A 25572-nucleotide genomic window follows, 5' to 3' on the forward strand; every position below is an offset into this window, starting at 1 on the left:
AGGGAGCCGAAAATGGCACAGAATTGGTCGAAATCTTCGTGGCGTAGCAAACCGGCACTGCAGATGCCGAACTATCCCGATGCAGCCTTTCTGAAGGCCACTGAAGAGCGTTTGGCATCGTTTCCGCCTCTGGTCTTCGCTGGCGAAGCACGCGCGCTGAAAGACGAGCTTGCCCGCGTTTGCCGTGGCGAAGCCTTCTTGATGCAGGGTGGCGATTGCGCCGAGAGTTTTGCCGAGCATGGCGCCGACAACATTCGTGACTTCTTCCGTGTGTTCCTGCAAATGGCGGTTGTTCTGACCTTTGGCGCGTCTAAGCCTGTGGTCAAAGTGGGGCGCATTGCCGGACAATTCGCCAAGCCGCGCTCTTCCGATATGGAAAGCCAAGGCGACGTGGAATTGCCATCTTACCGCGGTGACGTGGTCAACGGCATCGAATTCAACTCTGAGGCGCGCATTCCTGACCCGGAGCGGCAAATCATGGCTTACCGCCAGTCTGCTGCTACGCTGAACCTGCTTCGTGCCTTCGCGCAGGGCGGCTATGCCAACCTCAACCACGTTCATGAATGGATGCTGGGTTTCGTCGAGAATTCGCCGCAGGGGGAGCGCTATCAGGAATTGGCGGACCGCATTAGCGAGACGCTGGGCTTCATGAAAGCCATCGGCATTGACGGTGAGCGCAATTCCAGCCTTCGCGAGACTGATTTTTATACGTCCCATGAGGCGCTGTTGTTGGGATACGAAGAAGCGTTGACGCGCGAAGATTCGATCACGGGCGAGCCTTATGCAACGTCTGGCCACATGATCTGGATTGGTGACCGTACCCGCCAGCCCGACCATGCCCATGTTGAATATTGCCGTGGCGTGAAAAACCCGATTGGCTTGAAATGCGGCCCGTCGACCACCGAAGATGGATTGCTGGAACTCATCGATATTCTGTCGCCTGAAAATGAGGCCGGTCGTTTAACGCTGATCGCCCGTTTCGGCCACGACAAAGTGGGCGAGCACCTGCCGAAGCTCATTCGTGCAGTGCAGCGCGAGGGCAAAAATGTGGTTTGGTCTTGTGACCCCATGCACGGCAACACAGTTTCTGCCGGTGGCTATAAAACACGGCCGTTTGACCGAGTGATGGGTGAAGTGAGTGCGTTTTTCGATGTTCATGATGCTGAAGGCACCTATCCCGGTGGTGTTCATGTGGAAATGACGGGCAAGGACGTGACCGAATGCACTGGCGGCGCGCGGGCTATCTCCGACGACGATTTGGCATCGCGCTACCACACACATTGCGACCCGCGACTTAACGCTGACCAATCTATCGAACTGGCCTTCCTGGTTGCGGAACGTTTGAAAGCCAACAAGTCGGCAACTGCCTCAAACAGCGAAAAAGCTGCGTGAGCGGACGGCTGGAACCAGCTGGCAAGGGCGGGGCAGGTTCCTGCCTTTGTGGTGGTGTTCGTTATAAGGTCAAAGGGCCAATGCGGCCGGTTGTAGCTTGCCATTGCCAGCAGTGCCGCAAGCAAAGCGGGCATTTCTTCGCGGCCACATCGTGCAGCAGCGATGATCTTGAGCTGATCACGGATGAAACGCTCAAATGGTATGAAGCGTCCGACTTCGCCAAACGAGGGTTTTGTGGCGTCTGCGGTTCAGCACTGTTCTGGCGCCGCGATGGCGGAACGGAAACCTCAATCCTTGCTGGCACTTTGGACGACACGGGCGGGGTCAAGCTGGAGCGTCACATTTTTTGCGCCGACAAAGGCGATTATTACGAAATCGTCGATGGTCTGGATCAATTTCCGCAAGCAGACTAAAGCGCCCCTTTCACTGTGACAGCAAAGGCGATTGCTCCGCGCTTTGGCGCAAGCTAAACCCTGCAAATGACCAAAACTCCCGACACGCTGCGCATCGCGGCCGCGCAACTCAATCCCACCGTTGGTGACGTGAAAGGCAATCTTGCGCTTGCCCGCGAAGCAAGGCGCGATGCTGCGCGCCAAGGTGCCGATCTTGTCGTTTTCACGGAACTGTTCATCTCAGGCTATTCGCCGGAAGATCTGGTGCTCAAGCCCGCTTTTGTGGCGTCGTGCATGGCTGCCATCGAAGAACTGGCCAAGGACACCGCTGATGATGGCCCCGGCGTCATTATCGGCACGCCTTGGCGCATCGAAAAGGGCAATCAAGCAGGTTTGTACAACGCGGTGGCGGTGCTCGATGGCGGTGAAATCAGCACTACAAGATTGAAGGTCGATCTGCCGAATTATGGCGTTTTTGACGAAAAGCGGGTGTTTGATGCAGGGCCGATGCCCGGTCCGGTGAATTATCGCGGTGTTCGCCTTGGCATTCCGATTTGTGAGGATATTTGGGGCGATCTGGATGTTTGTGAAACGCTGGCTGAAAGCGGCGCGGAAATGCTCATCGTTCCCAACGGTTCACCCTATTATCGCAACAAGATGGACGTGCGGCACCAAGTTGCGCTGAAAGAGGTGATCTCCAGCGGCCTGCCGATGCTGTATATCAATCAGATGGGCGGGCAGGACGAACTCGTGTTCGACGGCGCGTCTTTTGTCGTGAACGCGGACAAAACGATCCCCATTCAGATGAACCAGTTTGAAACATCGGTGACGTTGACGACATGGCGACGTGGGGATGATGGCTGGGCCTGTGACGAGGGCGTGCGAACGCGCTTGCCGGACGTCCAGGAAGCCGATTGGCGCGCCTGCGTTTTGGGCCTGCGCGACTACGTGAACAAGAACGGCTTTTCGAATGTGGTGCTGGGCTTGTCCGGCGGCATCGATTCCGCCATTTGCGCGGCGCTTGCTGTCGATGCGCTGGGCGAAGAGCGGGTGCGCTGTGTGATGATGCCGTATCGCTATACGTCGAAGGAATCGCTCAAGGACGCCGAAGACTGCGCTCGTGCGCTGGGCGTGCGCTATGAAATCGTGCCGATTTCCGAGCCGGTGGAGGGTTTCCTGTCCGCCTTGTCGACCACATTTGAAGACACCAAAGAGGGCGTCACGGAAGAAAACCTGCAAAGCCGCACACGGGGCACTTTGCTGATGGCGATTTCCAACAAGTTCGGCTCGATGGTCGTTACCACCGGCAACAAGTCTGAAATGTCGGTCGGCTATGCCACGATCTATGGCGATATGAATGGCGGGTTCAATCCGATCAAAGATCTTTACAAGATGCAGGTTTACGGCCTTTCCGCTTGGCGCAACGGGAATGTACCGCCGGATTGTCTTGGGCCATCGGGCGAGGTGATCCCGCAAAACATCATCGATAAAGCCCCCACGGCTGAATTGCGCGAAAACCAAACCGATCAGGATTCATTGCCGGAATATCCGGTTCTGGATGCCATTTTGGAAGGTCTCGTGGAAAACGAAATGTCAGTCGATGAGATCGTCGAGAAGCACGGATTTGCGCGGGAGACCGTCGAGCGGATGGAGCATTTGCTTTACATTGCGGAATACAAGCGCCGTCAGGCAGCACCGGGGGTGAAAATAACCCGCCGTGCTTTCGGTCGAGAGCGGCGCTATCCGATCACCAACAAGTTTCGGGACCGTAAGGCGTGAACGCAGACTGGTTTGCGCCGCGCCGTTGGCCGCTTGCCAATGGCAGGAGCCTGATACTGGGGCCAAGCGCCATTATCATGGGTGTGTTGAACGTGACGCCCGACTCATTTTCAGACGGTGGCGACTTCGTTGCGGTGGATGATGCGCTTGCCCGCGCTAGGACGATGATGGCTGAGGGTGCGACCATTATCGACATAGGCGGCGAAAGCACACGGCCGGGCGCAGCGAGTGTGGATGGAGAGACCGAGCGCGCGCGCGTGCTGCACATCATTGAACGGTTAGCGCGTGACACAGATGCCATCATTTCGGTGGATACTTATCGTGCCGAGACGGCACGAGCTGCTGTTGAAGCAGGAGCGCATATCGTCAACGATATCTGGGGTTGCCAGCGTGAGCCTGATATTGCCCGCGTTGCTGCTGATACGGGCGCGGGACTGGTGGTTATGAACAATCGGCGGGAAAGAGCGGTTGATGATGATCTTATCGCAGATGCCATCAGCTTCTTAAACCGCACGCTGGAAATAACTGACGAAGCAGGCGTCTCGCGGGAGGCTGTTACAATCGATCCGGGTTTCGGCTTTTCCCCGACCATTGATCACGATGTTCCGATCCTGGCCCGTGTCGAGAAATTGCACGCCCTTGGGTTGCCAATTCTCATCGGCACATCGCGCAAGCGCTTCTTGGGAGCTTTGACCGACCGTGAGGCTGCGGACCGTGATGTTGCCACGGCTGCGACAAGCGTTGTCGCGCGCATGAAAGGGGCTGCGATTTTCCGGGTGCATGGTATTGGCGCAAACAAAGACGCTCTGGCTGTTGCAGACGCGGTGATCGCTGACACAATCAAGAATTGAAGCGCTACATGACAAAATCAACGCATACATATGAAATTACACTAAAAAATTGTGCTTTCTTCGCCCACCATGGGGTCTATGAGGAAGAAACCAAACTTGGTCAGCGGTTTTTCGTCGATGCGATTTTGCAGGTGGAACCAAACGGTGCGCTTGAGGAAGATCGCATCGAAGGCACCGTGCACTATGGTGAAGCGTTTGCCGTCATGGAAAAGCTGGTCACGGGGCGCAACCGATATCTCATTGAAGCGCTTGCCCTCGATATTGCCCAAGGGCTGTGTGAAGCGTTTTCTCAGATCACCCATGCCCGCGTAACCGTGCGCAAGCCAAATGCGCCTGTTCCCGGTATTCTAGACCATGTTGAAGTGACGGTATGCCATCCAGAATGAGCCAACGCGCATGGTTGGGTCTCGGCGGAAATATCGGTGATGTCCGCGCAACGCTGACCGCAGGATTGCAGCAGATTGATTCTGATCCGGAGTGCGCCGTTACGGCCGTTTCAAAACTCTACAAAACCCCGCCTTGGGGCGTGACCGAGCAGGCTTGGTTTCTCAATTGCTGTGCGGAAATAGAAACCACGCTGGAGCCCGAGGCATTGCTGGAACTTTGCCAAGCTGTCGAACGGGCAGGGAACCGCAAACGCACCATGCGATGGGGACCGCGAACAATTGATGTTGATATTCTAATCTACGAGGGCGTCGAGCAGACGGAGCAACGGCTCACAATTCCCCATCCGCGCATAGCGGAACGTGCGTTCGTGCTCGTTCCGTTGGCTGATATTGCCCCACAAGCCATGCTTTCAGGCAACAAGATTGCTGATCTTGCCGATAAAGCAGACCGGGAAGGGCTTGAAATTGTCGATGAACGCGCCGATTGGTGGCGTGTCTAGGTGCGGTTGAGGGTTAAGCCGATTACCGGGATCAGCTTGTTGCTGTTGCCACGCACAGAGATCGTGATGTGCATTTTGTTGCGATTCTTCATGTTTGCAACCATCGTGCCGTTCAGCTTCTTGCGGTTGATCCCCACAATAAGCTTATTCGACTTCAACCGCCCGGATACGATGTCCAAGCCTTTGCCTTTAGCGCCATCGAGAAACTGTCCGCGGTAGCTCTTGCCGCGTTTTGTGATGCGGGCCGACATTTCCTGCGTGAAAAGGCCAACGCGGCATTTTCCAGAAATATCCATGCCAAGGCCACGGGGCACGTTTCCGGTGAATTTGCAGGTGAAGCGGGTGTTCTTGTATTTGCCCGCTACGATTTCGCCCGAACCAGACCAATTGCCTTGCACCGATTTGAAATAGGCTCGTTCGCTGGCCTCTGCCGGCACGGCATAAACCGAGGCTGCCATGAAGGTGGCAGCTGCGAAAGTGCGAATGGTTTTTGCTGCAAAGCTCGACGTTGAGCTGACTGCAGGGCTTGCGGAAAACGCTGAACTCATGGGGACAAACACCTGTGCTGATCAATTCCGACTATCGCCAATAATGGTTAATGGATTGCTGATAGCGCAGGCTACGTCAAGATTTTTGCGCAGAATCTTGCACGTTGGCGCCCTTTAGCAACTCGCCCATGAAGTCTTTCACGCCTGGTCTAGCCTCCTTTGCGAAGGGCAGTGGGCGGCACACATCGATTGCGGCGATGCCTATGCGTGCGGTCAACATTCCGTTGACGACACCTTCGCCCAGCCTTGCAGAAAGTTTTGCGGCCAAACCTGAACCGATCAATTGCTGCATGAGGCCATCACCCACGGCAATCGAGCCTGTCACGGCAAGGTGGGTTAAGACGGTGCGGGCGAGCCGCCAAAAGCCAAGCGTTCCGGGTCTGCCGCCGTAGTGCTCGGCAATGGAGCGGATCAGCCGCGTGTTTTCCAGCAGAACATAGCTGATATCAACGATTGCCCGTGGTGAGACAGCGGTGACGACGGAAACGCGCTTGGCTGATGCCATCACCATTGCACGGGCTTTTGCGTCGAGCGGGCGCAGGAGGTCACGTTCGGTTAGGTGAATGAGATCGCGCCCATCGATAATTTCCTCACTGTGCGATTTGAGCGCGGCGCGGCCTGCGGCTGTGTCCGGGCGGTCTTCATACAGATCGACAATCTGTGCGCTCACGCTGCGGGCCTGCTTCATGTCGTTGCCGATGCGGGCTTGTTCGGCTGCTTTTTGCAGCGAACTGATCTGGCTTAAGCGGCGCAAAGCCATCACTTCACGCACGATGAGGGCAACGATGGCGAGGATCAAAAGAGCTGTAAGGCCAACCGCAATCCATCCGAGCCAATCTTGTCTGGCGAACAGGTCGCGGACGAGTTGATCAAGCCATAGGCCAAAGGCCAACGAGATCAGCCCCCCTGCGGCAGCGAAAAAGACTTTTGACCATTTGAAGCGTTTGCTTGATGGCGGCGCGGGCGGGGGGGGCAGATCTTCCGCAAGGGCGTCCAGTGTCTTGGGCACAGTGTCGAAGCGCTGAGCGGCTTCGAGCGGCACTTCACGCAAGACTGGTGCATCTTTGACCGCACGGGGGCGGCGCTGCTTGGATTGTTTGCGCTTTGCCTTTGTAGAGGCAGGCTTCGCGGTTTTGCTGGCGGAAGCGGTTTCGTCTGGCAAAACGATGGCGCGGGGGCGTCTGGGCTTGTTGTCACTCATCGCAGCGCGTCTCCAAACAGGAATTCCATCGCGCGGTCGAGGCGAATATGGGGCAGGGATAGCGTGATGCCCTCGGCGGTTTTTTCAAGCGCGGGCGGCGTGAAACGCACAAAACGCAGGTCGCCCGCTTCACTTTCTGCAAAGGCCTTGGCCGGATTGTCGGGAAGGTCGCCGGGGAAGATGGCCGTTTTTGTTTTGCCATCGAAGGTTTGACCGTCGATGGTTTCGCCCGCCAGCGGCTTACCTACAATCACTGGCAGGCTTTCGCCTTCTTGTTCGATCTCCGCTTCTCGCGTGGCCCGGATTGCCGCCATCGCAACAACATCAACCTTTGCGCCAGCAAACCGCGCCCGTTCGGCTGCTTTTTCTACCAACTTACTCAAAATGGCCTCAAGCCGGTCGTGATTTTCGTGATGCAGGTGATCGGCCTTGGTGGCGGCGAAGAGGATCCGCTCGGTGCGGGTCGAGAACAGCGACGTCAGCCAAGAGCGCTTGCCGTGATTGAAACAGCCAAGAATATCCGACAGCGCGGTTTCCAAGTCTGCAACGGCTGCCGGGCCAGCATTGAGTGCCTGCAAGGCGTCCACCAGCACGATCTGGCGATCAATACGGGCGAAATGCTCGCGGAAGAACGGTTTCACCACGATGGATTTATAACTCTCATAGCGCCGTTCCATCATAGCTTGCAGGCTGTCTTTACCCGCATCTCCTTGCGATGGTGGAAGTGGCGAGAAGGTGAGTGCTGGTGAGCCCTCCAGATCACCCGGCATCAGAAAACGACCCGGTGGCAGGGTGGAAAGCGCAGTCTTGTCCTCGCGGCACGCGCGCAGATAATCGGTAAAAACTGCGGCTAAGTGGCGGGCCTGTGTCTCGTCAGCGTTTGCGGCGGGATCGACGGCCTCAAGAGCCTTGTGCCATTCCTCTGCCAAGTCAGATCTGTTGGGCAGATGTGAAAGCGCCAAGGCTTCCCTTGACCACTGCTCGAACGATTTTCCCAAAAGGGGGAGATCGAGCAGCCATTCGCCGGGATAGTCGACAATGTCCAACGTCAATTCGCCAGCGCCAAAAGTCCGGCTCCAGCCGCTTGCGGATTCGTATTTCAGCCGGATGCGGATTTCAGAGATTGCACGGGTTGAGTTAGGCCACGTTTTTTCTTCCAGCAGCGCGTTGAGGTGATCTTCATACTGAAACCGCGCAGTGGCATCGTCAGGCTGTGGTTGCAGTTCGGCACTGCTTAGCCTGCCTTCCGAATAAGCTGCGAAAAGCGGCAGGCGGCCGCCGTGTAGCAAATTGTGAACGAGCGATGTGATGAACACGGTTTTGCCGGCCCGCGAAAGCCCGGTCACACCGAAGCGCAAGGTTGGGTGCAGCAGGCTGCGCGCTGCATCGCCGATATTGTCGACGGCAATCAGCGCGTCATCTGAGAGCGATGTAATTTTGCTCAAGGAAATTTCCGTTTTGTCACCCGCTGGCCACCACCAATATAGGTTGCACGGCTCTCGATGAAAGGCGGTAGCTCAGAAAGCGCCTTCCTGGATCAATTTTGGGCGCAAGAAATGGGTCAATTGCCCTTTAGCGCGGGAGACTTGGCTCCACGCGGCAACGTCCAGTTCCATGATTGCGAGTGTTCCAGTGCTGAAATGATGCAGCAACAGTGTTTCCATTGCTGGGCTGCCAGAATTCGCCAGATAGCGCACCAGTTCGTCACACGTTGGATTATGGCCAATGATCAGCAGGGTTTCACAATCCGGTGCGCCCCAGATCGTGTCCAGATAGGCATCGATGGACGTTAGGTAAAGATTGGCATCGAACTCTGCCTTGGAGGTGTCGAATTTATGGGACAACCCACCCAGAGTTTCGCGCGTTCGGGTGGCGGTTGAACAAATGATGTGGTCTGGAGTGAAGCCGGACTTGTCCAACCAGCCCGACAGAATTCCCAACTGTTCGTGTCCGCGATCGTTCAGTCGGCGCGATTCGTCGCCTTCTCCTGGAAGGGACCATGCGCTTTTGGCGTGACGGAGGATGGCGAGCTTTTTCATGCGCACTGACTAACCGTGGCAGCGCCATATGCCAAGGCTAAATGTGTATGGAGCAGTGTGACGGATCAACGAGGCTACAAACCTGCTTGAAGCGGTGAGAAGCAGCTTGTATAGACGCCGCAACGAAGTCGGATGGGAGCCTGCTTCAGCCGTGGCGGTCTGGCGCTTGGCGTAGGCTCTTTTCGTACTCGCATTATGAAAGAGAACGCCCATGCCTGCGAAGGTCAAAGAGTATAAGCCTCACGACAAAGAGGAATTTATGAACGAACGCCAGCTTGCCTATTTCAAGGACAAGTTGCTGGCTTGGAAAGAAGATATTCGTCAGGAGTTGAACGGCACGTTGGAGACGCTTCAGGAGCACAATCTGAATGCGCCTGACATTGCCGACCGCGCGTCGTCCGAAACAGATCGTTCTATCGAACTTCGCGCTCGCGATCGCCAGCGCAAGCTGATTGCTAAAATCGATTCAGCTCTGGCGCGTATTGAGGACAAGACGTACGGCTATTGCGAGGAGACCGGTGAACCGATCAGCCTGCAGCGTTTGGATGCACGGCCCATCGCCACAATGTCGCTGGAAGCGCAGGAGCGTCACGAGCGTCGCGAAAAGGTTCACCGCGACGACTGATTTTCTGTTTGAAATAGAAACTGAATGAAGAGCGCCTTTCGAGGCGCTCTTTTTCGTTTATCGTTTCGGTGCGGCAATTTGGTCTAGCAGCGCTTCAATGTCGTCTGACGTTGAAAGCTGTTGCGAAGATTTCGGTTTCGGTTCAGCGCTTGGCTGTGGTGTGACAGAAACTTCTGGTGTGGGTGCTGGTTCGGTAACTTTTGGTTCTGGAACGGGTGCGGCCGTTTCAGAGTTTTTTGCGGCAACGGTTGCTGTGATCTTTTCTATTGATTCCTCTTTCGAACTTGCAGCTAAATCCGTTTCGTGTGCGATCGCGTCTCTAGCGGCCTCTTTTGAAGCGGCGACAGCTTTTGCACTTGTGGCTGCGAGTCCACCTGCTGCTGCACCCAAAATGCCTTTTTGGCTGCTTGAAATCGACGGCGCGGCTGTCGCGGAAGGCGGTGGTGTTGTGTGTGCTTGCGAGGTCGATGCGGCTGGAGACGGGGTGCTCAACGGGGGTATGGCCTTGGTAGTGGCAACCGTTTCTTTCGGCTCAACGTCTTGGATCGACCTTGCGCTTGAGAGGCGACGGATGTCTTGTTCGATCACAACATCGGTTGGGCCACCAATCATGATGAGGTGTTCAACATCGTCACGACGTACCAACACCAGACGGCGGCGTGGGTCGATGGCGGCGGCATCGGTCACTGCCAAACGCGCCTGCTTGCTTCGGCGTCCACCAGCCGCACGGGGGCGGCGGATTGCACGAACGACCAGCCAAATCAGGAAAAGGACGAGAAGTAACGCCACAAGGCTGGCGATTATCATGGCCGTTCCAGCCATTTCTGGGCCGAAAAGCCCCGCAAAAAAATCGGTCATGAAAAGATCTTCCTCGCCTGTATGTCGAGAAACTAACTGACTTTGGCAGCCATTCTCAAGTGGCGGTTAGGGCGTCTAACTTGCTGAGCGTGTTGCTGCAATCAAATTGGGGCTTTTCTTTGGGCTTTTTCAGGGTGTTTCTGTATGTTCTGCGTAGTGAATCGCGAACTCAGGATTCGGCGGCATAATGGTATCAACCAGCGAAAGCGCAACGAGCGATATGTCGGCCAAAGTCGCTGCAAGCGGTGCAGAAAACGCTGGCGATGCAAAGGTCAACAGCAGTGACGGTCTCGTTCATGCGGACCGCGATCAGGAGACCGTCGAGAGCGCACTGATTGACCGTGCTGGAGGTGGCCCTGGCATTGGCCGCTTGATGCTGGCTGGTATCGCCTTGGTTCTCATCATGGGACTGTTCGTCTTTTTGCCACCTGAATATTCACAGCAAGTCAGCATCCTGGTGATGCTGGTTTTGTCCGTGATGGGGATCATTTTCATATTTTCAATTGCGATTGGCTTTGTGCATTTGTCGTCAACCAGCCGCGCAGACGCTTTCGCGCGGGCTTTTCTCGACGGACTGTCGCGCGGAGCTATTGTGACCGATTGGGAAGGCCGTATCGTCTATGCCAATCGTGCTTATGGCGATTTGACGGGCAGCGCCTCTGAGCGGGATGTTTCGACGATCGAACGGGTGTTTTCGCACGCGGAAGATGCGTCCGAAATCGTCTATCAGATGAACCAGAAGGTGCGTTCCGGCATGAATGTGACGCGTGAATTCCGCGTGCCACATAGCGTTGTTGCGCTTAACGGCGATGACGGTCAATCGTCAGTGTCTGAACCCCACTGGTATAGACTTTGCGCGCGTCCGCTTGAACTTAAAGGTTACCGTAAGCCTCTCATCGTTTGGGAAATCAGCGATGTGACCGAGGATCGCGCGCGACAGGAAAGCGTGTTTCAGGAACTGCAGGATGCTGTCAGTTATCTTGATCACGCCCCGGCCGGGTTTTTCTCAACCCAAGCTGATGGACGTATTGCCTATCTCAACGCGACGCTGGCGGATTGGCTTGGCATTGATTTGGCGCAATTCCGTCCCGGTTCATACCGCCTGCGCGATTTGGTGCTTGGTGACGGATTGGCGCTGTTGGATGCGATTAACACCAATCCGGGGCAAACGACCACTGGCGTTGTCGATCTTGATTTAGCACGCGCTGATGGCACCAGCTTGCCGGCGCGGCTCTATCACAAAGTACCGGTATCTCCCGACGGCGCGCCGGGCGAAACGCGCACTTTGGTGCTCAATCGTTCCAGCGGCGAAGGCATCGCGGAAGATTTGCGTGTGGCGGAACTGCGTTTCACCCGTTTCTTCAACAACACACCTATCGCGATTGCTTCGCTCTCTGAAGACGGGGCAATCACTCAATCCAACGCTCCCTTCCAGCGACTGTTTGCGCATGTTTTGAAGTCAGCCGGCAAGAATGCTGTTACGGTTGTGGACCTTTGCGGCGACGGAGAGCGCGATGCCGCGAGGGCTGCGCTGGCGGCAGCCAGCGAAGGGCGCACGCAGATTGATTTCATCGATTCTCATTTGCCGGGCAACGAAGACTGTTCGGTCCGTTATTTTATAAGCGCGATAACCGATGGTGCGGTCGCCCATGGTGAAGAAGCGCGTGAGACGGCAATTCTCTATGCTATCGAAATGACAGAGCAGAAAGCGCTAGAGCGGCAAATGGCGCAAGGTCAGAAGATGCAGGCGGTTGGTCAATTGGCCGGTGGCATCGCTCATGACTTCAACAACGTGCTGACTGCGATTATCGGTTTTTCAGACTTGCTTTTGTCCAATCACCGTCCGTCCGACCCTTCCTTTCCTGACATTATGAATATTAAGCACAGTGCCAACCGTGCTGCTTCGCTGGTGCGTCAATTGCTTGCCTTCTCACGTCGCCAGACTTTGCGTCCGCAGATTTTGACGGTGCCGGACAGCCTATCAGACTTACGCATGCTGATTGCGCGTTTGCTGGGCGATAAAGTGAAGTTGGAAATTAATCACGGGCGAGACCTGTGGCCGCTTAAGGCCGATATCGGCCAATTTGAACAAGTGATTGTCAACCTGTGCGTGAATGCCCGCGATGCGATCAATGATCAGTCTGGCGACGGTGGCACGGTTACAATCACGACCCGAAATCTGACTGCCAAAGATGTTGAGAAAGGCCACAGCCGTCCCGAAATGCCGGCGGCGGACTACGTGTTGATTGAGGTCAGCGATACTGGCACGGGCATGACGCCGGAAGTGATGCAGAAAATTTTTGAGCCGTTCTTTTCCACCAAGGACGTAGGCAAAGGCACAGGCTTGGGCCTCTCGACTGTCTACGGCATCGTGAAGCAGAGCGGCGGCTTTATTTATCCAGTATCGGTGCTTGGGGAGGGGACGACGTTCCAGATCTACTTCCCGCGCCACGAACCGACAGCAGCTGAAGTCAGCGCGGCAGCGGAAGAGGGCGAGCGCAAAGAGGTTGCCCGTGATCTCGCTGGCAATGCAACCATCGTGTTTGTGGAAGACGAAGACGCTGTGCGGGCTGTTGGTTCGCGCACCCTGCAAGCGCGCGGCTATGATGTTCATGAGGCGGAGAACGGCGTTGAGGCAATGGAGCTGCTAGAAGACCTCGGTGACAAAGTCGATCTTGTGGTCTCTGATGTGGTTATGCCTGAAATGGACGGGCCAACCTTGCTGCAAGAGGCACGCAAAGCCGGCTATACCGTTCGTTTCATTTTCGCTTCCGGTTACGCGGAAGAAGCATTTGAGAAGAACCTGCCAGAGGCTGAGCGTGGCAAATTTGGCTTTATTCCAAAGCCTTATTCATTGAAACAATTGGCCACAGCCGTGAAAGAGCAGCTGGACGGAAACTAATTGGCGCGGTCCACGGCGAAGAAATCGGCTTCGATCTGCATGGCTTCGTCGAGCAATTCTTCATAGACGATTTTTGGCACTTCGATGGCACCGAATTGCGCCAGATGCCAAGTCAGAAATTGGGTGTCGAGCAGGTGGAAGCGGCCTTTGTCGAGGCGCTCAACAAGATGAACAAGCGCAACTTTGGATGCGTCTCTGGCGCGGCTGAACATGCTTTCTCCGAAAAACGCACCACGCAAACGCACACCGTAGAGACCGCCGACCAGTCCGTCTTCGGTCCAGCACTCGACTGAATGGGCGTGGCCCATTGTGTGTAGTTCGCTATAGAGTTCAAGGATGCGTTTGTTGATCCACGTTTCGGTGCGTTGTTGGGTTTCTTCCGCGCACAGCCGCATAACTTCATCGAACGCGGTGTCGATGCGTACATCAAACTTCTTTTGCCGCACGGTGCGCGCCAACCGTTTGGGAACGTGGAACGTGTCAAAGGGTATGATGCCCCGGTTTTCCGGCTCCACCCAGAAAATGCCGGGATCGGAGGCCGACTCCGACATGGGGAAGATGCCGCTGGCATAGGCCTTCAGCAGCAATTCTGGCGTGACCTCCATCATCAGATCATCAACGCCCGACATGGTAATTGCCCTTAGCCGTTTGCTTGCTCTTTCGATTTTTCATCGAGGAATTTTTCAAGCCAGTGAATGTCATAGTCCCCCATCTGAACATCTTGGTTGTCCAGAAGATCGCGGAAAAGGGGGATTGTTGTATCGATTCCGTCCACCACAAACTCATCAAGCGCCCGACGCAATCGCATGAGGCATTCAACCCGGTTGCGACCGTGAACGATGAGTTTGCCGATCAGGCTGTCGTAATAGGGCGGCACCGAATAGCCCTGAAACACGCCTGAATCGACCCGCACACCTAAGCCACCCGGCGGGTGGTAATATGTGATTTTGCCCGGTGACGGCACGAATGTGCTGGGGTGTTCAGCATTGATGCGGCACTCGATGGCATGGCCTGTGAAGGCGATGTCTTGCTGGCCAACAGAAAGGCCCGCGCCGGATGCAACGCGCAATTGCTCGTTGACGAGATCAATGCTGGTGATCATTTCGGTGACGGGATGCTCGACCTGAAGGCGCGTGTTCATTTCGATGAAATAGAACTCGCCGTCTTCATACAAAAACTCGATCGTGCCTGCGCCGGAATAGCCCATTTCGCCAATCGCGTTGGCACAAACCATGCCGATTCGGTCGCGCTGTTCTTCGTTGAGCGCAGGGGAGTTGGCCTCTTCGAAAACTTTCTGGTGGCGGCGCTGGAGCGAACAATCGCGTTCGCCCAGATGGATGCCGACATTCTTTCCATCGCCCAAGACCTGAACTTCGATATGGCGCGGTTTGGCGAGGTATTTTTCGATGTAAACCGCGTCGTCACCGAATGCAGCGCCGGCTTCAGAACGTGTGGTTTGAAGCGCCACGCCCATTTCGGATTCTTTCCAGACAACCCGCATGCCGCGTCCGCCGCCGCCAGATGCGGCTTTGATGATGACGGGGTAGCCGATATCGGATGCAATTCGCTTGGCGTCATCGTCTTCGGTCACTGCGCCGTCAGATCCGGGAACGACGGGGATTCCTAGGCGTTTGGCCGTTTGTTTGGCCTCGATCTTATCGCCCATCGTCATGATGTGCTGATAGGACGGGCCAATGAACGTGATGTCATGAGCTTCCAGAATCTGCGCGAACTTGGCGTTTTCAGACAGAAAGCCGTAGCCGGGGTGGATAGCATCCGCGCCGGTGATTTCGCAGGCGGCGATGATTTCGTGCACGTTGAGATAGCTGTCGCGCGATGCCGGCGGACCGATGCACACGCTTTGATCTGCCAAGCGAACATGCATGGCCTCAGCGTCAGCGGTGGAGTGGACGGCGACTGTGCTGATGCCGAGTTCCTTGCAGGCACGAAGAACGCGCAGAGCGATTTCCCCGCGGTTTGCGATGAGAACCTTGTTGAACATTTCCCGCGCCCCTATTCGAGCGTTATCAGGGCTTCACCGTATTCAACCGGCTGGCCGTCTTCCACCAAAATGGCGACCACGGTGCCATCCTGTGTGGAAGGTATCTGGTTCATCGTTTTCATGGCTTCCACGATCATGATCGTTTCGCCTTTTTTGACCTTCTGGCCAACCTTCACAAAGGCATCCGCACCCGGAGCGGGGGAATGATAGGCCGTACCCACCATCGGTGATGGCACCGATGTGCCCGCAGCAGCGGCTGGCAATGATTCAGGGGCTGCGGCTGCAGTAGCGATGGGGGCAGCAACAGGAGCCGGGATTGGTGCAGACGCTACAACCTTGCCACCGCGTGAAAGACGGATGCTGATGTCATCCGCCATGACTTCGATTTCGGTCAAATCGGTTTCGTTGATGAGGTCTGCAAGTTCCTTGATCAGCTTGGTATCGATTGCCGATTTCTTAGTTGCCATGTTGGTCGCGTCTTTCGTGTTTGCGTCGGCTGGATAGGTACAGCCAATCTTACAAAATCTTGTTGGCCGACTATGCGGCTTACACTTTAAACAAATCGCCGGGAATCAGCATTTTACCGCCAATTCAACAGCGCAATTCATGCCACAGCTAGCGTTTCAGCGCCATACTCGGCGCATGAATGGAGAAAAAGCCTGTGGTTAGTCGCAGTTTGCGCTGCCGCATTTGCGGACATTGGCGATCTTTTCGCGCAGCACGTCTGCGCCCAGTGCGCCGAAGAGAATTTCGTCGCCGATCACATATGACGGTGTGCCGTTCATGCCCAGGCTGTTGGCCAGAGTGTTGGCCTCACGAAAGGCTTCAAAAACGTCTTCCTTGCTGGCTTCCGCTTCAAGCGCGGCAACGTCCAAGCCCATTTCGTCTGCGACTTGGCGCGCTCGGTTGCCGTCCTTTGGGCCGTCAATTGCGAGTAGTTTGTTGTGGAACTCGCCATATCGTTGCGGCAGCAGGCGGTAAACGGCGGTGGAAATTTGAGCTGCCTCCACCGAGCCTTGTGATAAGATTGGTAGCTCCTTCATCACAAATTTGAGCTGCTTATCGCCCTCCAACAACACGTTCATATCCTGCATGGCGCGTTGGCAGTAGCCGCAATTGTAGTCGAAGAACTCAACAACAGTGACGTCGCCTTCGGCATTACCGATCACGCCTTGGTTGGGGGAATTGAAAATTGCCTCGCGGTTTTCCTCCAGCGCGGCCTTGGCAGCAATTGACTGTGCGGCTTTCTGTTTTGCTTCGAGAGCCTGCTGCACTTCCAGCATCAATTCCGGATTTGTCAGCAGATAATCCCGGATGATCGTCTCAATTTTCTCTTTTTCAGACGCATCAAAGGCTGCTGCTGGCAATGGAGCAAGTGCTGTCGTTGCGCCGATAGTCAACGCTACCAGAGCGGCACGGAGCGAGGGGAATGCGATTTTGTTCATGGGCGCGATTGCCTTTTTGCGTAATTGCCAGCGGAGAATGAAGTGAAAGCGTTATTTTAAGGTCAAGATATCCTGAGCGCGTAGCCAGCCGGGCGAGCCGCGTTTAAGGCTCTCCTGCGCGCGGCGAGCGTAGTCTCGCGCCAGCTTTTTGCGCCCTGTGCGAATGCTGAACTCAGCCGAAGAAAGCAGGGCATTGGGGCGGTCGCCAAGTTCTCCGTATGCACGCGCGAGCAGTTGATATCCGCCAACAGCATAGGGGTCACTGGCAAGGCCTTTTCGCAGATTGGAGATGGCGGCCTTCACATTCTTTGCGCCACCAGCCTCTAATTGGGCGTGGCCAAGCTGTACGCGGATGAAGCCTGCGCGATAGCGGTCAAGCTCAACGGCGCGTGCCAAGGCTGCGGCTGCCTCTTTGCCTTTGCCGTTGCGCAGTAGAATTTCACCGCGCATCTCTTGAAGATAGGCGTTTTTGGGGTCTGATTTAGCCAGTTTGTCAATTAAGGGCAGGGCATCTTTTGCCGAACCATAGAGGTGGGCTACGATAGCGCGGCCATAAAGGCGGGCGTTTGGGTGCAAGGAACGGTCGGCCAGAACAGCACGGGCATATCGTGAATTGCCGCTGTAAGCTGCGATCTTAGCCCGCATCATGTCGTGTCGAAGCTGCAAGCTGGCTGGATCCGGTTTGCCGAAGGCTTTGCTTTTGCGCAGTGTGTTGTTGAGCGCGTTGATGCGGTCGCGCGGGGCAGGATGGCTGCGCAGGTATGGGTCTTCGCGTCCGCTCGACGCGAGCCCTGCTTGTTCGGCCAATCGCTTGAAGGTGCGCAACATGCCTTCGCCAGAGATGCCGGCTTTTGAAAGATAGGTGGCGGCAGCACGGTCGGCAGACGCTTCTTCGTCTCGCTGATAGGCCAGTAGGCCGCGCATTGCGATATTGTTGCCGCCAAGCGCAACGCCTTGGCCCGCAGCAGCCACGTTTCCATCACCCGACGCAGCGCCAGCCACACCCAAGCCGAGGCCTAGCAATGTAGTTATCTGCGCTACGCGTCGAGCGGTTTGGGCACGGTTTTGAAGGCGGATTTCGTGGCCGCCTGTGATGTGGCCAAGTTCATGGGCGATGACGCCGATGACTTCGCCTGGCGTCTGCGATTGCAGCAGCAAGCCGGTGTGCAGATACATGCCGCCGCGCGAGACGAAAGCGTTGAAGCTGTCGTCGTTGACGATGAAAAACCGCACAGAGCCGGGGCGCAGGCCAGCAGCCTTCATTAGCGGGCGAGCATAGTCTTTAATCAGCGCTTCAATTTCCGCATCGCGCACCAGTGGAACACGCTGGGCGAAGGACTGCGTTAGCGCAATCATGAGTGCGATAAATGCAAGGGCGATAGGGCGGAAAAGGCGGGGCATGGCTTGTCCTGTCGATCCGAAGGGGAAAACGGGAGCGTCCGCGCACCCGCATATATCCGCATTAAATGCCGTTGTATTGCGGCACCATCATGTCTGCAAATGTTAGCTGATCAACTTTTCGAAAGCTGGTGCGGTGTCTAGTCCTTTTGCAGCGTTGCAGGGGTCAGCATGAAGGCTGGAACGTGGTCGCCCAAACCTTGAGGCGTCGGTCCGCCATCGTCTTTGTCGCGGTTGTTTCGGCGGGAACGATCTGTTGAGCGCTCGTTGGATTCTGACTTGCGCGGTTGGCGTGGTGCCGATTCTTGATGGACGTTAGCGTCCACTTGATCGGGCTCTGTTGCCTCTTCCTTACGCTTGCGTGGCGCGCGTTTGGGCTTTTCTTCTGATGTTTCCGCGTCTTTGGCCTGTTTTGCCGGCGCGTCTTCTTTTTTAGCGCGGCGAGGGCGCTTTGGAGCCTCAGTTGCGTCGACTGATGCAGCCTTTCCATCAAGCCACGGAATATCGTCTCCCGTGAGTTTCAAAATACCTGCAAGGTATTTGTCGTCTGATGGCATGACCAGCGTAAACGCCCAGCCTTCACGGCCTGCGCGGCCGCAGCGTCCAATGCGGTGGACGTAGTCTTCCGCATGGTTGGGCACATCGTAGTTGAAGACGTGCGATACGTCTGGAATGTCCAGCCCACGGGCTGCGACATCGCTGGCGACCAACAATTTGATTTCGCCCTTGCGGAAGCCGTCCAAGGTCTTGGTGCGTGCAGTTTGGTCCATGTCACCGTGCAGCGAACCGACCGAGTAATTGCGTTTCATCAGTGAAAGGTTGAGCGCCGCTACGTCCCGTTTGCGGTTGCAGAAGATAATGCCGTTGTTGAGGTTGGTGGCATTATCGATCAGGCCACGCAGAACTTCGCGCTTTTCAAAGTCTTTTTTCGGCGCTGAGACCAGCATTTGCTCGATGTTTTTCGAAGTCGAAGCGGCAGCGGATACCTGAACTTGAACGGGATTTTGCAGAAATTGATCGGCAAGACGTTCGATTTCCGGGGGCATGGTGGCCGAGAAAAACAGCGTTTGGCGCGTAAAGGGCACCATTTTCACGATGCGTTCAATGTCGGGAATAAAACCCATATCCAACATGCGGTCGGCTTCATCAATGACAAGCACTTCAACGCCGGTCATCAAGATGCGTCCGCGCTCAAACAGGTCGAGCAAGCGGCCCGGTGTTGCGATCAGAACATCTGCACCACGATCAAGTTTGCGAACCTGATCTTCAAACGACACGCCGCCGATTAAGAGAGCGATGTTGAGCTTGTGATTGATGGCATATTTCTCGAAATTCTCTTCAACCTGCGCTGCCAATTCGCGGGTCGGTTCAAGAATGAGTGTGCGGGGCATGCGTGCGCGGGCACGGCCTTTTTCGCACATGGAGATCATGGGAAGGGTGAACGCTGCTGTTTTGCCGGTGCCGGTCTGCGCAATGCCCATCACATCGCGACGAGCGAGAACTTCGGGGATGGCCTGCGCCTGAATAGGCGTAGGCTCGGTATAGCCCGCAGCTTCAACAGCGGCGAGCACTTTGGCGGAGAGGCCAAGGTCAGAAAATTTCATAGATGTTCGTTCTTTACGGTTGGTTTCGTTATACGCCGATTAGACCCATCGATTGAAGGGTAAGAGGAAACGGGTTCGGTCCCGTTCCAGTGGCGCAAAAATCCAAGCGCCGAGCGAATGTGCAGGATTTAGGGTTTATGCCTGCAAAAGTCAATCTGGCTGCGGAATCAGCGCTTTCGCGAACTAGACGTCCAGCAGATCTTCACCCGCAAATTCGGCGTTTTCCTGAATAAAGGCGAAGCGTTTTTCCGGCTTGTTGCCCATTAGGGCATCAATAGAGATTTTGGTTGGTTCAGCGTCTTGAATTTCCACCCGCAACAGCAAGCGCTTTTTGGGGTCCATCGTGGTTTCCTTAAGCTGCGCCGGCATCATTTCGCCCAAGCCTTTGAAGCGTCCGATCTCTATCTTTTTTTGGCCGGAGAAAGCTGTTTCCAGCAGTTCGTCCTTATGGGCCTCGTCTCGGGCATACATCGTTTTGCCGCCTTGGCTGAGCCGGTAGAGCGGTGGGACGGCCAAAAAGAGGTGTTCGCCTTCGATCAGCCCCGGCATTTCCTGATGGAAAAACGTGATCAAGAGCGACGCGATGTGCGCTCCGTCCACGTCGGCGTCGGTCATGATGATCACACGGTCATAACGCAAATCGTCAATGCGGAACTTTGAACCTGTGCCGCAGCCAAGCGCTTGCACGAGATCCTGGATTTGCTGGCTGCTGGCCATCTTGTCCCGCGTGGCGGAGGCGACGTTCAAGATTTTTCCGCGCAGTGGCAGGATCGCTTGGCTGGCCCGGTCGCGGGCCTGTTTGGCCGAGCCGCCAGCGGAATCGCCCTCAACGATAAAGATTTCCGTGCCGCCTTTGGCGTTTTTGGAGCAATCGGCCAGTTTGCCGGGCAGGCGCAGTTTGCGAACAGCTGACTTGCGGTTGACCTCTTTTTCCTTGCGTCTTTGCAGACGTTCTTCAGCACGATCGATCACCCATTCCAGCAGCGCACCCGCCTGTGTGGGAGATGCTGCAAGCCAATGGTCGAACTGGTCACGGATGGCGTTCTCGACAATCTTCTGTGCCTCAACGGTGGCGAGCTTGTCTTTCGTCTGGCCCACAAATTCCGGTTCGCGAATAAAGACCGACAACATGGCGGCAGCGGAAGTCATCACATCATCGGTGGTGACGATGGAACCCTTTTTGTTGCCCACCAGATCGGCATAGGCTTTTAACGAGCGGGTGAGCGCGATGCGCAAGCCTGCCTCGTGTGTGCCGCCTTCGGGTGTTGGCACGGTGTTGCAGTACGAATTTACGAAGCCGTCATCGCCATACCACGTGATCGCCCATTCGACGGCGCCGTGGCCGGACTTCTTGTCGGTTGATCCGGCGAATGGCTCGGTGGTGACTTGATGCTGTTTGCCGAGCGAGGCCTGCAAATAGTCTTTCAGGCCACCGGGGAAGTGGAAAACCGCCTTCTCGGTGACCTCGCTGCCTTCTTTGATGAGCGCAGGGTCACAGGACCAGCGGATTTCCACACCGCCGAAAAGATAGGCTTTCGAGCGGGCCATCTTGAAAAGGCGGGCAGGATCAAACTTGGCGTTTGCGCCAAAAATCTCGGCATCGGGATGGAAGCGGACCTTCGTGCCACGACGGTTCGGCACGTCTCCTGCCAGTTCAACCGGGCCTTGGCAGATGCCCTTGGAGAATGTTTGACGGTAAAGCTGGCGGTTGCGGGCCACCTCAACGATAAGATCATCCGACAGCGCGTTGACCACCGAAATACCGACGCCGTGCAGGCCGCCGGAAGTCTCATAGGCCTTGCCGTCGAATTTACCGCCCGCATGGAGCGTCGTCATGATCACTTCCAGCGCTGATTTATCTTTGAACTTCGGATGGGGGTCGATGGGGATGCCGCGGCCATTGTCGGTGACCGTAAGATAGCCATCCGCATCCAGTTCCACTTCGATCCAGTTGGCGTGGCCGGCCACCGCTTCGTCCATGGAATTGTCGATCACCTCGGCAAAGAGGTGGTGCATGGCTTTTGAGTCGGTGCCACCGATATACATGCCGGGGCGGCGGCGCACGGGTTCCAGGCCTTCCAACACCTCAATGTCAGCAGCGGAATAGTCATCGCTCGCGTTCTTGCCCAGATCCTTGCTCGTCGCTTTTCTCACCACGGGCTTTGAAGCCTTTGGTTTGGGCGCAGCCTTGTCGCTGGCTGGAGCAGGGGCCGCGCTGGCGGCTTTGAAGAGATCGGTGCTGTCATCCATATGCGGTGTCTTTCGAGTGCCGGTCTGTGCTTGGTATCGAATCGCTAAGCGGAAAATGGCATTTTGCCTCGCCAAATGCGAGACTTGCTAGAACCGCTTCAGGATTTTTGCGCGATGGGCCGTGCGATTTTCGTTTTACTTCAGTCAAATTTTGCTACTGATAAGGCAAGAGGTCATTCGCTAGGGAGAGTGATGATGGATCGTCGCATTTCAGATCATGATTTTGACCAAGGTCACGCGGTGGAAAAGCGCTCGCCCGATTGTGTCATGAGGCTGTCCCGCATGGGGTCTTTCCATCAAAGTCGCTTGAGCTTCATGCGGGTGCTTTTGCGTCGGCTGAAGCAGCAGAATTGGTCATTTGATCGTCCAATCTGGCGTATTGATGAAAGCGGCGTTGGCGTGGCGACCTACCGCGCCAAGGGGCCGGAACGGTGTTACACTCTGATTGCTTTCGCGCACGATCTTCCTCCGGAGAAACGGTCTGATCGTGTCATTGCGGATGCGTGGGACGCAACGTTCACGCTGTTTGACGGCGAACCGACCGAAGCGGATATCCAGCGATTGTCTGGCAACGTGCCTCGCCAGGAAGCCGGGCGGATATCTGAGCAGGAACTCGTTCTTTCCCGAGCGAACCGTTCTGTACGCTTGTTTGACCATGTGCGCAGTGCTTTGGCAAAGGGCGAGCAGCCGGATGTCGATGTTATCGAAAGCGTTGGCTATTTGATGCGCACCACGGCGGTCTACGGCGCTGGAAAGTTTGGTGCCGCGGACCGCAGCGCATGGCATGGACGGCCTGAATTTGCCGGTTCGTTCCAGCCAGAATTGCTGTCGGTGTTCCTCATTCGCGCCTTCACGCTGGATTTGGTGGAGCATCTTGCTGCCTGCGATGCACCTCAGACTGCGGTTGCTGTCGATCCTGACTTGCGGCGTCGGTTTGGGGTGGGGAATTCAACCGGCCTCGGCATGGCGCCGTTTCTGATCAACCATCCGGCGCTCATCCATTCGTGGATAGATGCACGCGAAACGGCGCTGGCGCGGGTTCGTTCGTTGGAGAACGTTGGCCCGCAGAAGCTGGAACGGCTGTCGCAGCTCTGTTCTCGTGCGTTGGTCAATGTGCAGGGATGGAACTCGGACCATCTGCTGCAGATTGAGAAGATTGATGCCCTGAGGGCTGATTTGATGACCTTGATCGAGGCTTTTCCCTCCATCGTTGAAGGAGAGCGAAAGCCTTTTGATACACTGCACCGTTGGGCAGAAACCTCGCTTTCACTTGAAGGGCAGGAGCAATTGGTGTCGCTGATGATCGAAGTGAATGGCGATCTGGTTGACGATTTGGCTGCTTCAATGATGGCTGATGAGCAGTCTTCGTTTCGTATTGATGGTTCCATGTCGGTCACCTCAATGCGGACCTTGATGAACGACGCTTATGGCTGGGCGCAAGAAATTGACTATGGTCTTCCAGATAATGATGCTCGAGTTTGGTATGTTTCTGAGGAGAAGCTTGAGCCAAGGCTTGGCGAACGCCACTGGGAAGATGTGGCAGACTATGAGCAGCCTTTGCAGCCGGGGCGCGATGCGGCGCGGATGATGGCCGATCTTTCCCATTGGGATGGGGGAGCGCGTTTAGCGGCTTTCCTCTTGCAGCACCCGGAACACCGTCATATTGCGCGTCGGGCGCAGCGGGCGGCTTTGCTTGCCTATGCGGAGATCCGCGACAACACGATTTCCAGCACGATGCTGCCGATTGATCTTCTGCGCTGCAAACTTTCATTCTTTGGTGCGACGAAGTTCGACCCGCGTTCCGACCGCTGGGTGCGGATCACTATGTTTCAGGGCGCGCCATTTCCCTATGAACTGACCGAATGCGACCCTGATGACATGGCTTATCCGCCGGTTGAAGGGCGTCTTGACCGGAGCCTGCCGACGACATGAGCGAAACCGGCTGGTCTCTTTCTGAAGCCGCATCGCTGGCCGTAAAGGCGGCGCGAGGCGGGGGGTATGATTGGGGGCTGGCCGAGGAGGCGGGTTTTGCCGTGGAATGGCTGCAAGCGCGTGGTGCGCCCGGAGTGGAGGCTCTTGCAGCGCTGCTGGATACAGGCCCGACACCGCCAAAGGCTTGTCCGCTGCGTCTGGGCGCATCGCTTTGCGATGGAGCAATTGTGCTGGCCTCACTGGAACGGCCCATCGCGCAACCTCTGTTGTTGATTCCGTTTGTCGTGACCGCGCTGCCGCAGACCGCCCATCGGGTGAGTGTCGATGGAAGCGTATGGGACGTTGCAGCGACTGGCATGGTTTTAAATGGCCCCGCAATGCGTGACAGCGCTCGCCTTACGTTCTCCTCGCTGGCGGAAGCGCCAACGGGCGGGTGTTTTTCCAGAGTTGAGCCACAGGCCAAAGCTGCGATGCGGCGGCTTTCAATTCATGCACACAAAACCTACGCACCCGCAACCGAAGCCAGCCGTTTGGCTGGCGCCGGAGCGGGATTGAACGACAACGATTGAACCGCGATTAGGAATAAATGCGCGGCTGCTCCAATTGATCGTGTATGGCGTTGGCGACTTGTGGTTCGATGCCGAGACCTTGCGCAAGCGAGTGCAGATATTGCGCCTCTGCCTGATCGTCCAGCCGAATGCCGGCAAGGCTCATCGCGTAGACTTGCTGTTCCAGACCGGCTGGAACCTGCGCCACCAACCCGTCGATATCTATCGGCGCTGCCATTTCAGCCTGCACAAAGCGGCGCTCGGCTTCTGACACCTCGTCCAGATTTTCGAGCAGACGGGCTTTCTCTTCTTCATCAATATGGCCGTCAGATTTCGCAGCCTGGATCATGGCGCGCAACATCAGCGCGGCTACGGCTTCCTCTGATTGGCTTGGCTGCACGGCCGGATCGCCGCCACGGTTCATGGCATCGTTGAACATATCGCCAAAAGAGCCGCCGGAATCGCGTTGGGCCGGCGCGTTGCCGAGCATTTCGTCGAACACCGAGCCGCCGCCGCTGGATGGGGGCGGGGGCATAATTTCATCAGCCCGCTGTTGCTGACCGCCGCGGGCTGCGCCGCCTGCTGCCGCGCCGCCTGCGAGTTGTCCGAGCAGATCGCCCAAGCCGCCGCCAAGTCCTCCGCCGCTGCCGCCACGGCCTGAGAGTTGGCCCAGAATGTCGCCTAAGCCACCACCGGAAGAGGGCGCGCCGCCTTGTTGGCCTCTTGAGCCTCCGCCGCCCAGTTGTTCGAGAATATCGCCTAAGCCGCCGCCGCCCGTTCGTCCGGAGGCACCGCCTTGGGGAGCCGCACCGCCGCCTGAACTGGCGCCTCTGTTCATCATGCCGGAAACGCCTTTGGCGACCGCAATACCGATGGCGACTTTCGCCAGTGTTCCCATCATGCCCATACCGATATTCTCC

Annotated in this window: 23 protein-coding genes; 10 read left to right on the forward strand and 13 right to left on the reverse strand. The window is 56.3% G+C overall.

All coding sequences use genetic code 11. The features are described 5' to 3' along the window. The first annotated feature begins 12 nt into the window (after nucleotides 1-12). The 6 genes from ACFQ14_RS14040 (at nucleotide 13) to folK (ending at nucleotide 5300) form a co-directional block, all read left to right on the forward strand. Entirely contained in the window at nucleotides 13-1392 is a 1380-nt protein-coding gene (locus ACFQ14_RS14040) for a class II 3-deoxy-7-phosphoheptulonate synthase (RefSeq protein WP_377213385.1), read from the forward strand. Next, a complete protein-coding gene (locus tag ACFQ14_RS14045) occupies nucleotides 1389-1805 on the forward strand; it encodes a GFA family protein (protein ID WP_449301306.1) in 417 nt (138 codons plus the stop codon). Before ACFQ14_RS14040 ends, ACFQ14_RS14045 begins: the two co-directional genes overlap by 4 nt. A gap of 66 nt (nucleotides 1806-1871) precedes the next feature. Next, a complete protein-coding gene (locus tag ACFQ14_RS14050; RefSeq protein ID WP_377213386.1) occupies nucleotides 1872-3563 on the forward strand; it encodes an NAD+ synthase in 1692 nt (563 codons plus the stop codon). Continuing rightward, nucleotides 3560-4414, forward strand: a complete 855-nt coding sequence (gene folP, locus ACFQ14_RS14055) for a dihydropteroate synthase (RefSeq protein ID WP_377213387.1) — start codon at nucleotides 3560-3562, stop codon at nucleotides 4412-4414. Before ACFQ14_RS14050 ends, folP begins: the two co-directional genes overlap by 4 nt. 8 nt (nucleotides 4415-4422) lie before the next feature. Continuing rightward, a complete protein-coding gene (folB, locus tag ACFQ14_RS14060; protein WP_377213388.1) occupies nucleotides 4423-4800 on the forward strand; it encodes a dihydroneopterin aldolase in 378 nt (125 codons plus the stop codon). Beyond that, on the forward strand, nucleotides 4797-5300 hold the full coding sequence (gene folK / locus ACFQ14_RS14065) for a 2-amino-4-hydroxy-6-hydroxymethyldihydropteridine diphosphokinase (protein ID WP_377213389.1): 504 nt from the start codon (nucleotides 4797-4799) through the stop codon (nucleotides 5298-5300). The genes folB and folK overlap by 4 nt, the downstream gene beginning before the upstream one ends. On the opposite strand, the gene ACFQ14_RS14070 is transcribed toward folK, so the two are convergent. The 4 genes from ACFQ14_RS14070 to ACFQ14_RS14085 all read right to left on the reverse strand — a co-directional run bounded on the left by ACFQ14_RS14070 (nucleotide 5297) and on the right by ACFQ14_RS14085 (nucleotide 9088). Next, nucleotides 5297-5758 (reverse strand): hypothetical protein, encoded by a 462-nt coding sequence (locus ACFQ14_RS14070; protein ID WP_377213442.1) that lies wholly within the window; start codon nucleotides 5756-5758, stop codon nucleotides 5297-5299. The genes folK and ACFQ14_RS14070 overlap by 4 nt on opposite strands. A gap of 166 nt (nucleotides 5759-5924) precedes the next feature. After that, nucleotides 5925-7049: a YcjF family protein gene (locus ACFQ14_RS14075; RefSeq protein ID WP_377213390.1), complete on the reverse strand. Its 1125-nt coding sequence runs from the start codon at nucleotides 7047-7049 to the stop codon at nucleotides 5925-5927. Next, nucleotides 7046-8494, reverse strand: coding sequence for a YcjX family GTP-binding protein (locus ACFQ14_RS14080; RefSeq protein WP_377213391.1), 1449 nt, complete (start codon nucleotides 8492-8494; stop codon nucleotides 7046-7048). The genes ACFQ14_RS14075 and ACFQ14_RS14080 overlap by 4 nt, the downstream gene beginning before the upstream one ends. A gap of 72 nt (nucleotides 8495-8566) precedes the next feature. Further along, nucleotides 8567-9088, reverse strand: a complete 522-nt coding sequence (locus ACFQ14_RS14085) for a SixA phosphatase family protein (protein ID WP_377213392.1) — start codon at nucleotides 9086-9088, stop codon at nucleotides 8567-8569. Between the two features lie 211 nt (nucleotides 9089-9299). Between ACFQ14_RS14085 and dksA the strand changes: the two genes are divergently transcribed. Continuing rightward, nucleotides 9300-9713, forward strand: a complete 414-nt coding sequence (gene dksA / locus ACFQ14_RS14090; RefSeq protein ID WP_377213393.1) for an RNA polymerase-binding protein DksA — start codon at nucleotides 9300-9302, stop codon at nucleotides 9711-9713. Between the two features lie 57 nt (nucleotides 9714-9770). On the opposite strand, the gene ACFQ14_RS14095 is transcribed toward dksA, so the two are convergent. Continuing rightward, nucleotides 9771-10571, reverse strand: coding sequence for a hypothetical protein (locus ACFQ14_RS14095; RefSeq protein WP_377213394.1), 801 nt, complete (start codon nucleotides 10569-10571; stop codon nucleotides 9771-9773). Between the two features lie 187 nt (nucleotides 10572-10758). Here ACFQ14_RS14095 and cckA point away from each other — a divergent pair, with 187 nt between their 5' ends. Next, entirely contained in the window at nucleotides 10759-13473 is a 2715-nt protein-coding gene (gene cckA / locus ACFQ14_RS14100; protein ID WP_377213395.1) for a cell cycle histidine kinase CckA, read from the forward strand. Here the strand turns inward: cckA and aat are convergent. The 7 genes from aat to parE form a co-directional block, all read right to left on the reverse strand. Beyond that, nucleotides 13470-14102 carry a leucyl/phenylalanyl-tRNA--protein transferase gene (gene aat / locus ACFQ14_RS14105; RefSeq protein WP_377213396.1) on the reverse strand — a complete coding sequence of 211 codons (633 nt, stop codon included), beginning with the start codon at nucleotides 14100-14102 and terminating at the stop codon, nucleotides 13470-13472. The genes cckA and aat overlap by 4 nt on opposite strands. An 11-nt stretch (nucleotides 14103-14113) precedes the next feature. After that, nucleotides 14114-15475, reverse strand: coding sequence for an acetyl-CoA carboxylase biotin carboxylase subunit (gene accC / locus ACFQ14_RS14110; protein ID WP_377213397.1), 1362 nt, complete (start codon nucleotides 15473-15475; stop codon nucleotides 14114-14116). 11 nt (nucleotides 15476-15486) lie between these two features. Beyond that, nucleotides 15487-15942 carry an acetyl-CoA carboxylase biotin carboxyl carrier protein gene (gene accB / locus ACFQ14_RS14115; protein WP_377213398.1) on the reverse strand — a complete coding sequence of 152 codons (456 nt, stop codon included), beginning with the start codon at nucleotides 15940-15942 and terminating at the stop codon, nucleotides 15487-15489. Nucleotides 15943-16140: 198 nt separating this feature from the next. Next, nucleotides 16141-16920 carry a DsbA family protein gene (locus ACFQ14_RS14120; RefSeq protein WP_377213399.1) on the reverse strand — a complete coding sequence of 260 codons (780 nt, stop codon included), beginning with the start codon at nucleotides 16918-16920 and terminating at the stop codon, nucleotides 16141-16143. A gap of 51 nt (nucleotides 16921-16971) precedes the next feature. Then, complete coding sequence (locus ACFQ14_RS14125; RefSeq protein ID WP_377213400.1) at nucleotides 16972-18321, reverse strand: M48 family metalloprotease; 1350 nt, start codon at nucleotides 18319-18321, stop codon at nucleotides 16972-16974. Nucleotides 18322-18458: 137 nt separating this feature from the next. Then, nucleotides 18459-19922, reverse strand: a complete 1464-nt coding sequence (locus ACFQ14_RS14130) for a DEAD/DEAH box helicase (RefSeq protein ID WP_377213401.1) — start codon at nucleotides 19920-19922, stop codon at nucleotides 18459-18461. A 183-nt stretch (nucleotides 19923-20105) separates the two neighbouring features. After that, complete coding sequence (gene parE, locus ACFQ14_RS14135; RefSeq protein ID WP_377213402.1) at nucleotides 20106-22172, reverse strand: DNA topoisomerase IV subunit B; 2067 nt, start codon at nucleotides 22170-22172, stop codon at nucleotides 20106-20108. A 195-nt stretch (nucleotides 22173-22367) separates the two neighbouring features. Between parE and ACFQ14_RS14140 the strand changes: the two genes are divergently transcribed. Next, the gene (locus ACFQ14_RS14140; protein WP_377213403.1) at nucleotides 22368-24104 is read left to right on the forward strand and encodes a hypothetical protein; all 1737 of its coding nucleotides are present in this window, start codon (nucleotides 22368-22370) and stop codon (nucleotides 24102-24104) included. Beyond that, nucleotides 24101-24673: a DUF3726 domain-containing protein gene (locus tag ACFQ14_RS14145; protein ID WP_377213404.1), complete on the forward strand. Its 573-nt coding sequence runs from the start codon at nucleotides 24101-24103 to the stop codon at nucleotides 24671-24673. Before ACFQ14_RS14140 ends, ACFQ14_RS14145 begins: the two co-directional genes overlap by 4 nt. 7 nt (nucleotides 24674-24680) lie before the next feature. Here ACFQ14_RS14145 and ACFQ14_RS14150 read toward each other — a convergent pair whose 3' ends face one another. Beyond that, entirely contained in the window at nucleotides 24681-25559 is an 879-nt protein-coding gene (locus ACFQ14_RS14150) for a DUF533 domain-containing protein (RefSeq protein ID WP_377213405.1), read from the reverse strand. Nucleotides 25560-25572 lie beyond the last annotated feature (13 nt).

It is taken from the genome of Pseudahrensia aquimaris, from assembly GCF_042676045.1.
In the GTDB taxonomy this organism is placed as follows: Bacteria; Pseudomonadota; Alphaproteobacteria; order Rhizobiales; family Rhizobiaceae; genus Pseudahrensia; species Pseudahrensia aquimaris.

Excerpts from the sequence above, each read along its gene's own strand:
- accC (WP_377213397.1), bottom strand. The coding sequence starts at position 15,475 with ATGTTCAACAAGGTTCTCATCGCAAACCGCGGGGAAATCGCTCTGCGC.
- ACFQ14_RS14075 (WP_377213390.1), bottom strand. The coding sequence starts at position 7,049 with ATGAGTGACAACAAGCCCAGACGCCCCCGCGCCATCGTTTTGCCAGAC.
- parE (WP_377213402.1), bottom strand. The coding sequence starts at position 22,172 with ATGGATGACAGCACCGATCTCTTCAAAGCCGCCAGCGCGGCCCCTGCT.
- ACFQ14_RS14050 (WP_377213386.1), top strand. The coding sequence starts at position 1,872 with ATGACCAAAACTCCCGACACGCTGCGCATCGCGGCCGCGCAACTCAAT.
- ACFQ14_RS14040 (WP_377213385.1), top strand. The coding sequence starts at position 13 with ATGGCACAGAATTGGTCGAAATCTTCGTGGCGTAGCAAACCGGCACTG.
- ACFQ14_RS14140 (WP_377213403.1), top strand. The coding sequence starts at position 22,368 with ATGGATCGTCGCATTTCAGATCATGATTTTGACCAAGGTCACGCGGTG.
- ACFQ14_RS14145 (WP_377213404.1), top strand. The coding sequence starts at position 24,101 with ATGAGCGAAACCGGCTGGTCTCTTTCTGAAGCCGCATCGCTGGCCGTA.
- ACFQ14_RS14095 (WP_377213394.1), bottom strand. The coding sequence starts at position 10,571 with ATGACCGATTTTTTTGCGGGGCTTTTCGGCCCAGAAATGGCTGGAACG.
- aat (WP_377213396.1), bottom strand. The coding sequence starts at position 14,102 with ATGTCGGGCGTTGATGATCTGATGATGGAGGTCACGCCAGAATTGCTG.
- ACFQ14_RS14125 (WP_377213400.1), bottom strand. The coding sequence starts at position 18,321 with ATGCCCCGCCTTTTCCGCCCTATCGCCCTTGCATTTATCGCACTCATG.
- dksA (WP_377213393.1), top strand. The coding sequence starts at position 9,300 with ATGCCTGCGAAGGTCAAAGAGTATAAGCCTCACGACAAAGAGGAATTT.
- ACFQ14_RS14070 (WP_377213442.1), bottom strand. The coding sequence starts at position 5,758 with ATGGCAGCCTCGGTTTATGCCGTGCCGGCAGAGGCCAGCGAACGAGCC.
- ACFQ14_RS14085 (WP_377213392.1), bottom strand. The coding sequence starts at position 9,088 with ATGAAAAAGCTCGCCATCCTCCGTCACGCCAAAAGCGCATGGTCCCTT.
- ACFQ14_RS14130 (WP_377213401.1), bottom strand. The coding sequence starts at position 19,922 with ATGAAATTTTCTGACCTTGGCCTCTCCGCCAAAGTGCTCGCCGCTGTT.
- ACFQ14_RS14120 (WP_377213399.1), bottom strand. The coding sequence starts at position 16,920 with ATGAACAAAATCGCATTCCCCTCGCTCCGTGCCGCTCTGGTAGCGTTG.
- ACFQ14_RS14150 (WP_377213405.1), bottom strand. The coding sequence starts at position 25,559 with ATGGGCATGATGGGAACACTGGCGAAAGTCGCCATCGGTATTGCGGTC.
- folK (WP_377213389.1), top strand. The coding sequence starts at position 4,797 with ATGAGCCAACGCGCATGGTTGGGTCTCGGCGGAAATATCGGTGATGTC.
- accB (WP_377213398.1), bottom strand. The coding sequence starts at position 15,942 with ATGGCAACTAAGAAATCGGCAATCGATACCAAGCTGATCAAGGAACTT.
- folB (WP_377213388.1), top strand. The coding sequence starts at position 4,423 with ATGACAAAATCAACGCATACATATGAAATTACACTAAAAAATTGTGCT.
- cckA (WP_377213395.1), top strand. The coding sequence starts at position 10,759 with ATGGTATCAACCAGCGAAAGCGCAACGAGCGATATGTCGGCCAAAGTC.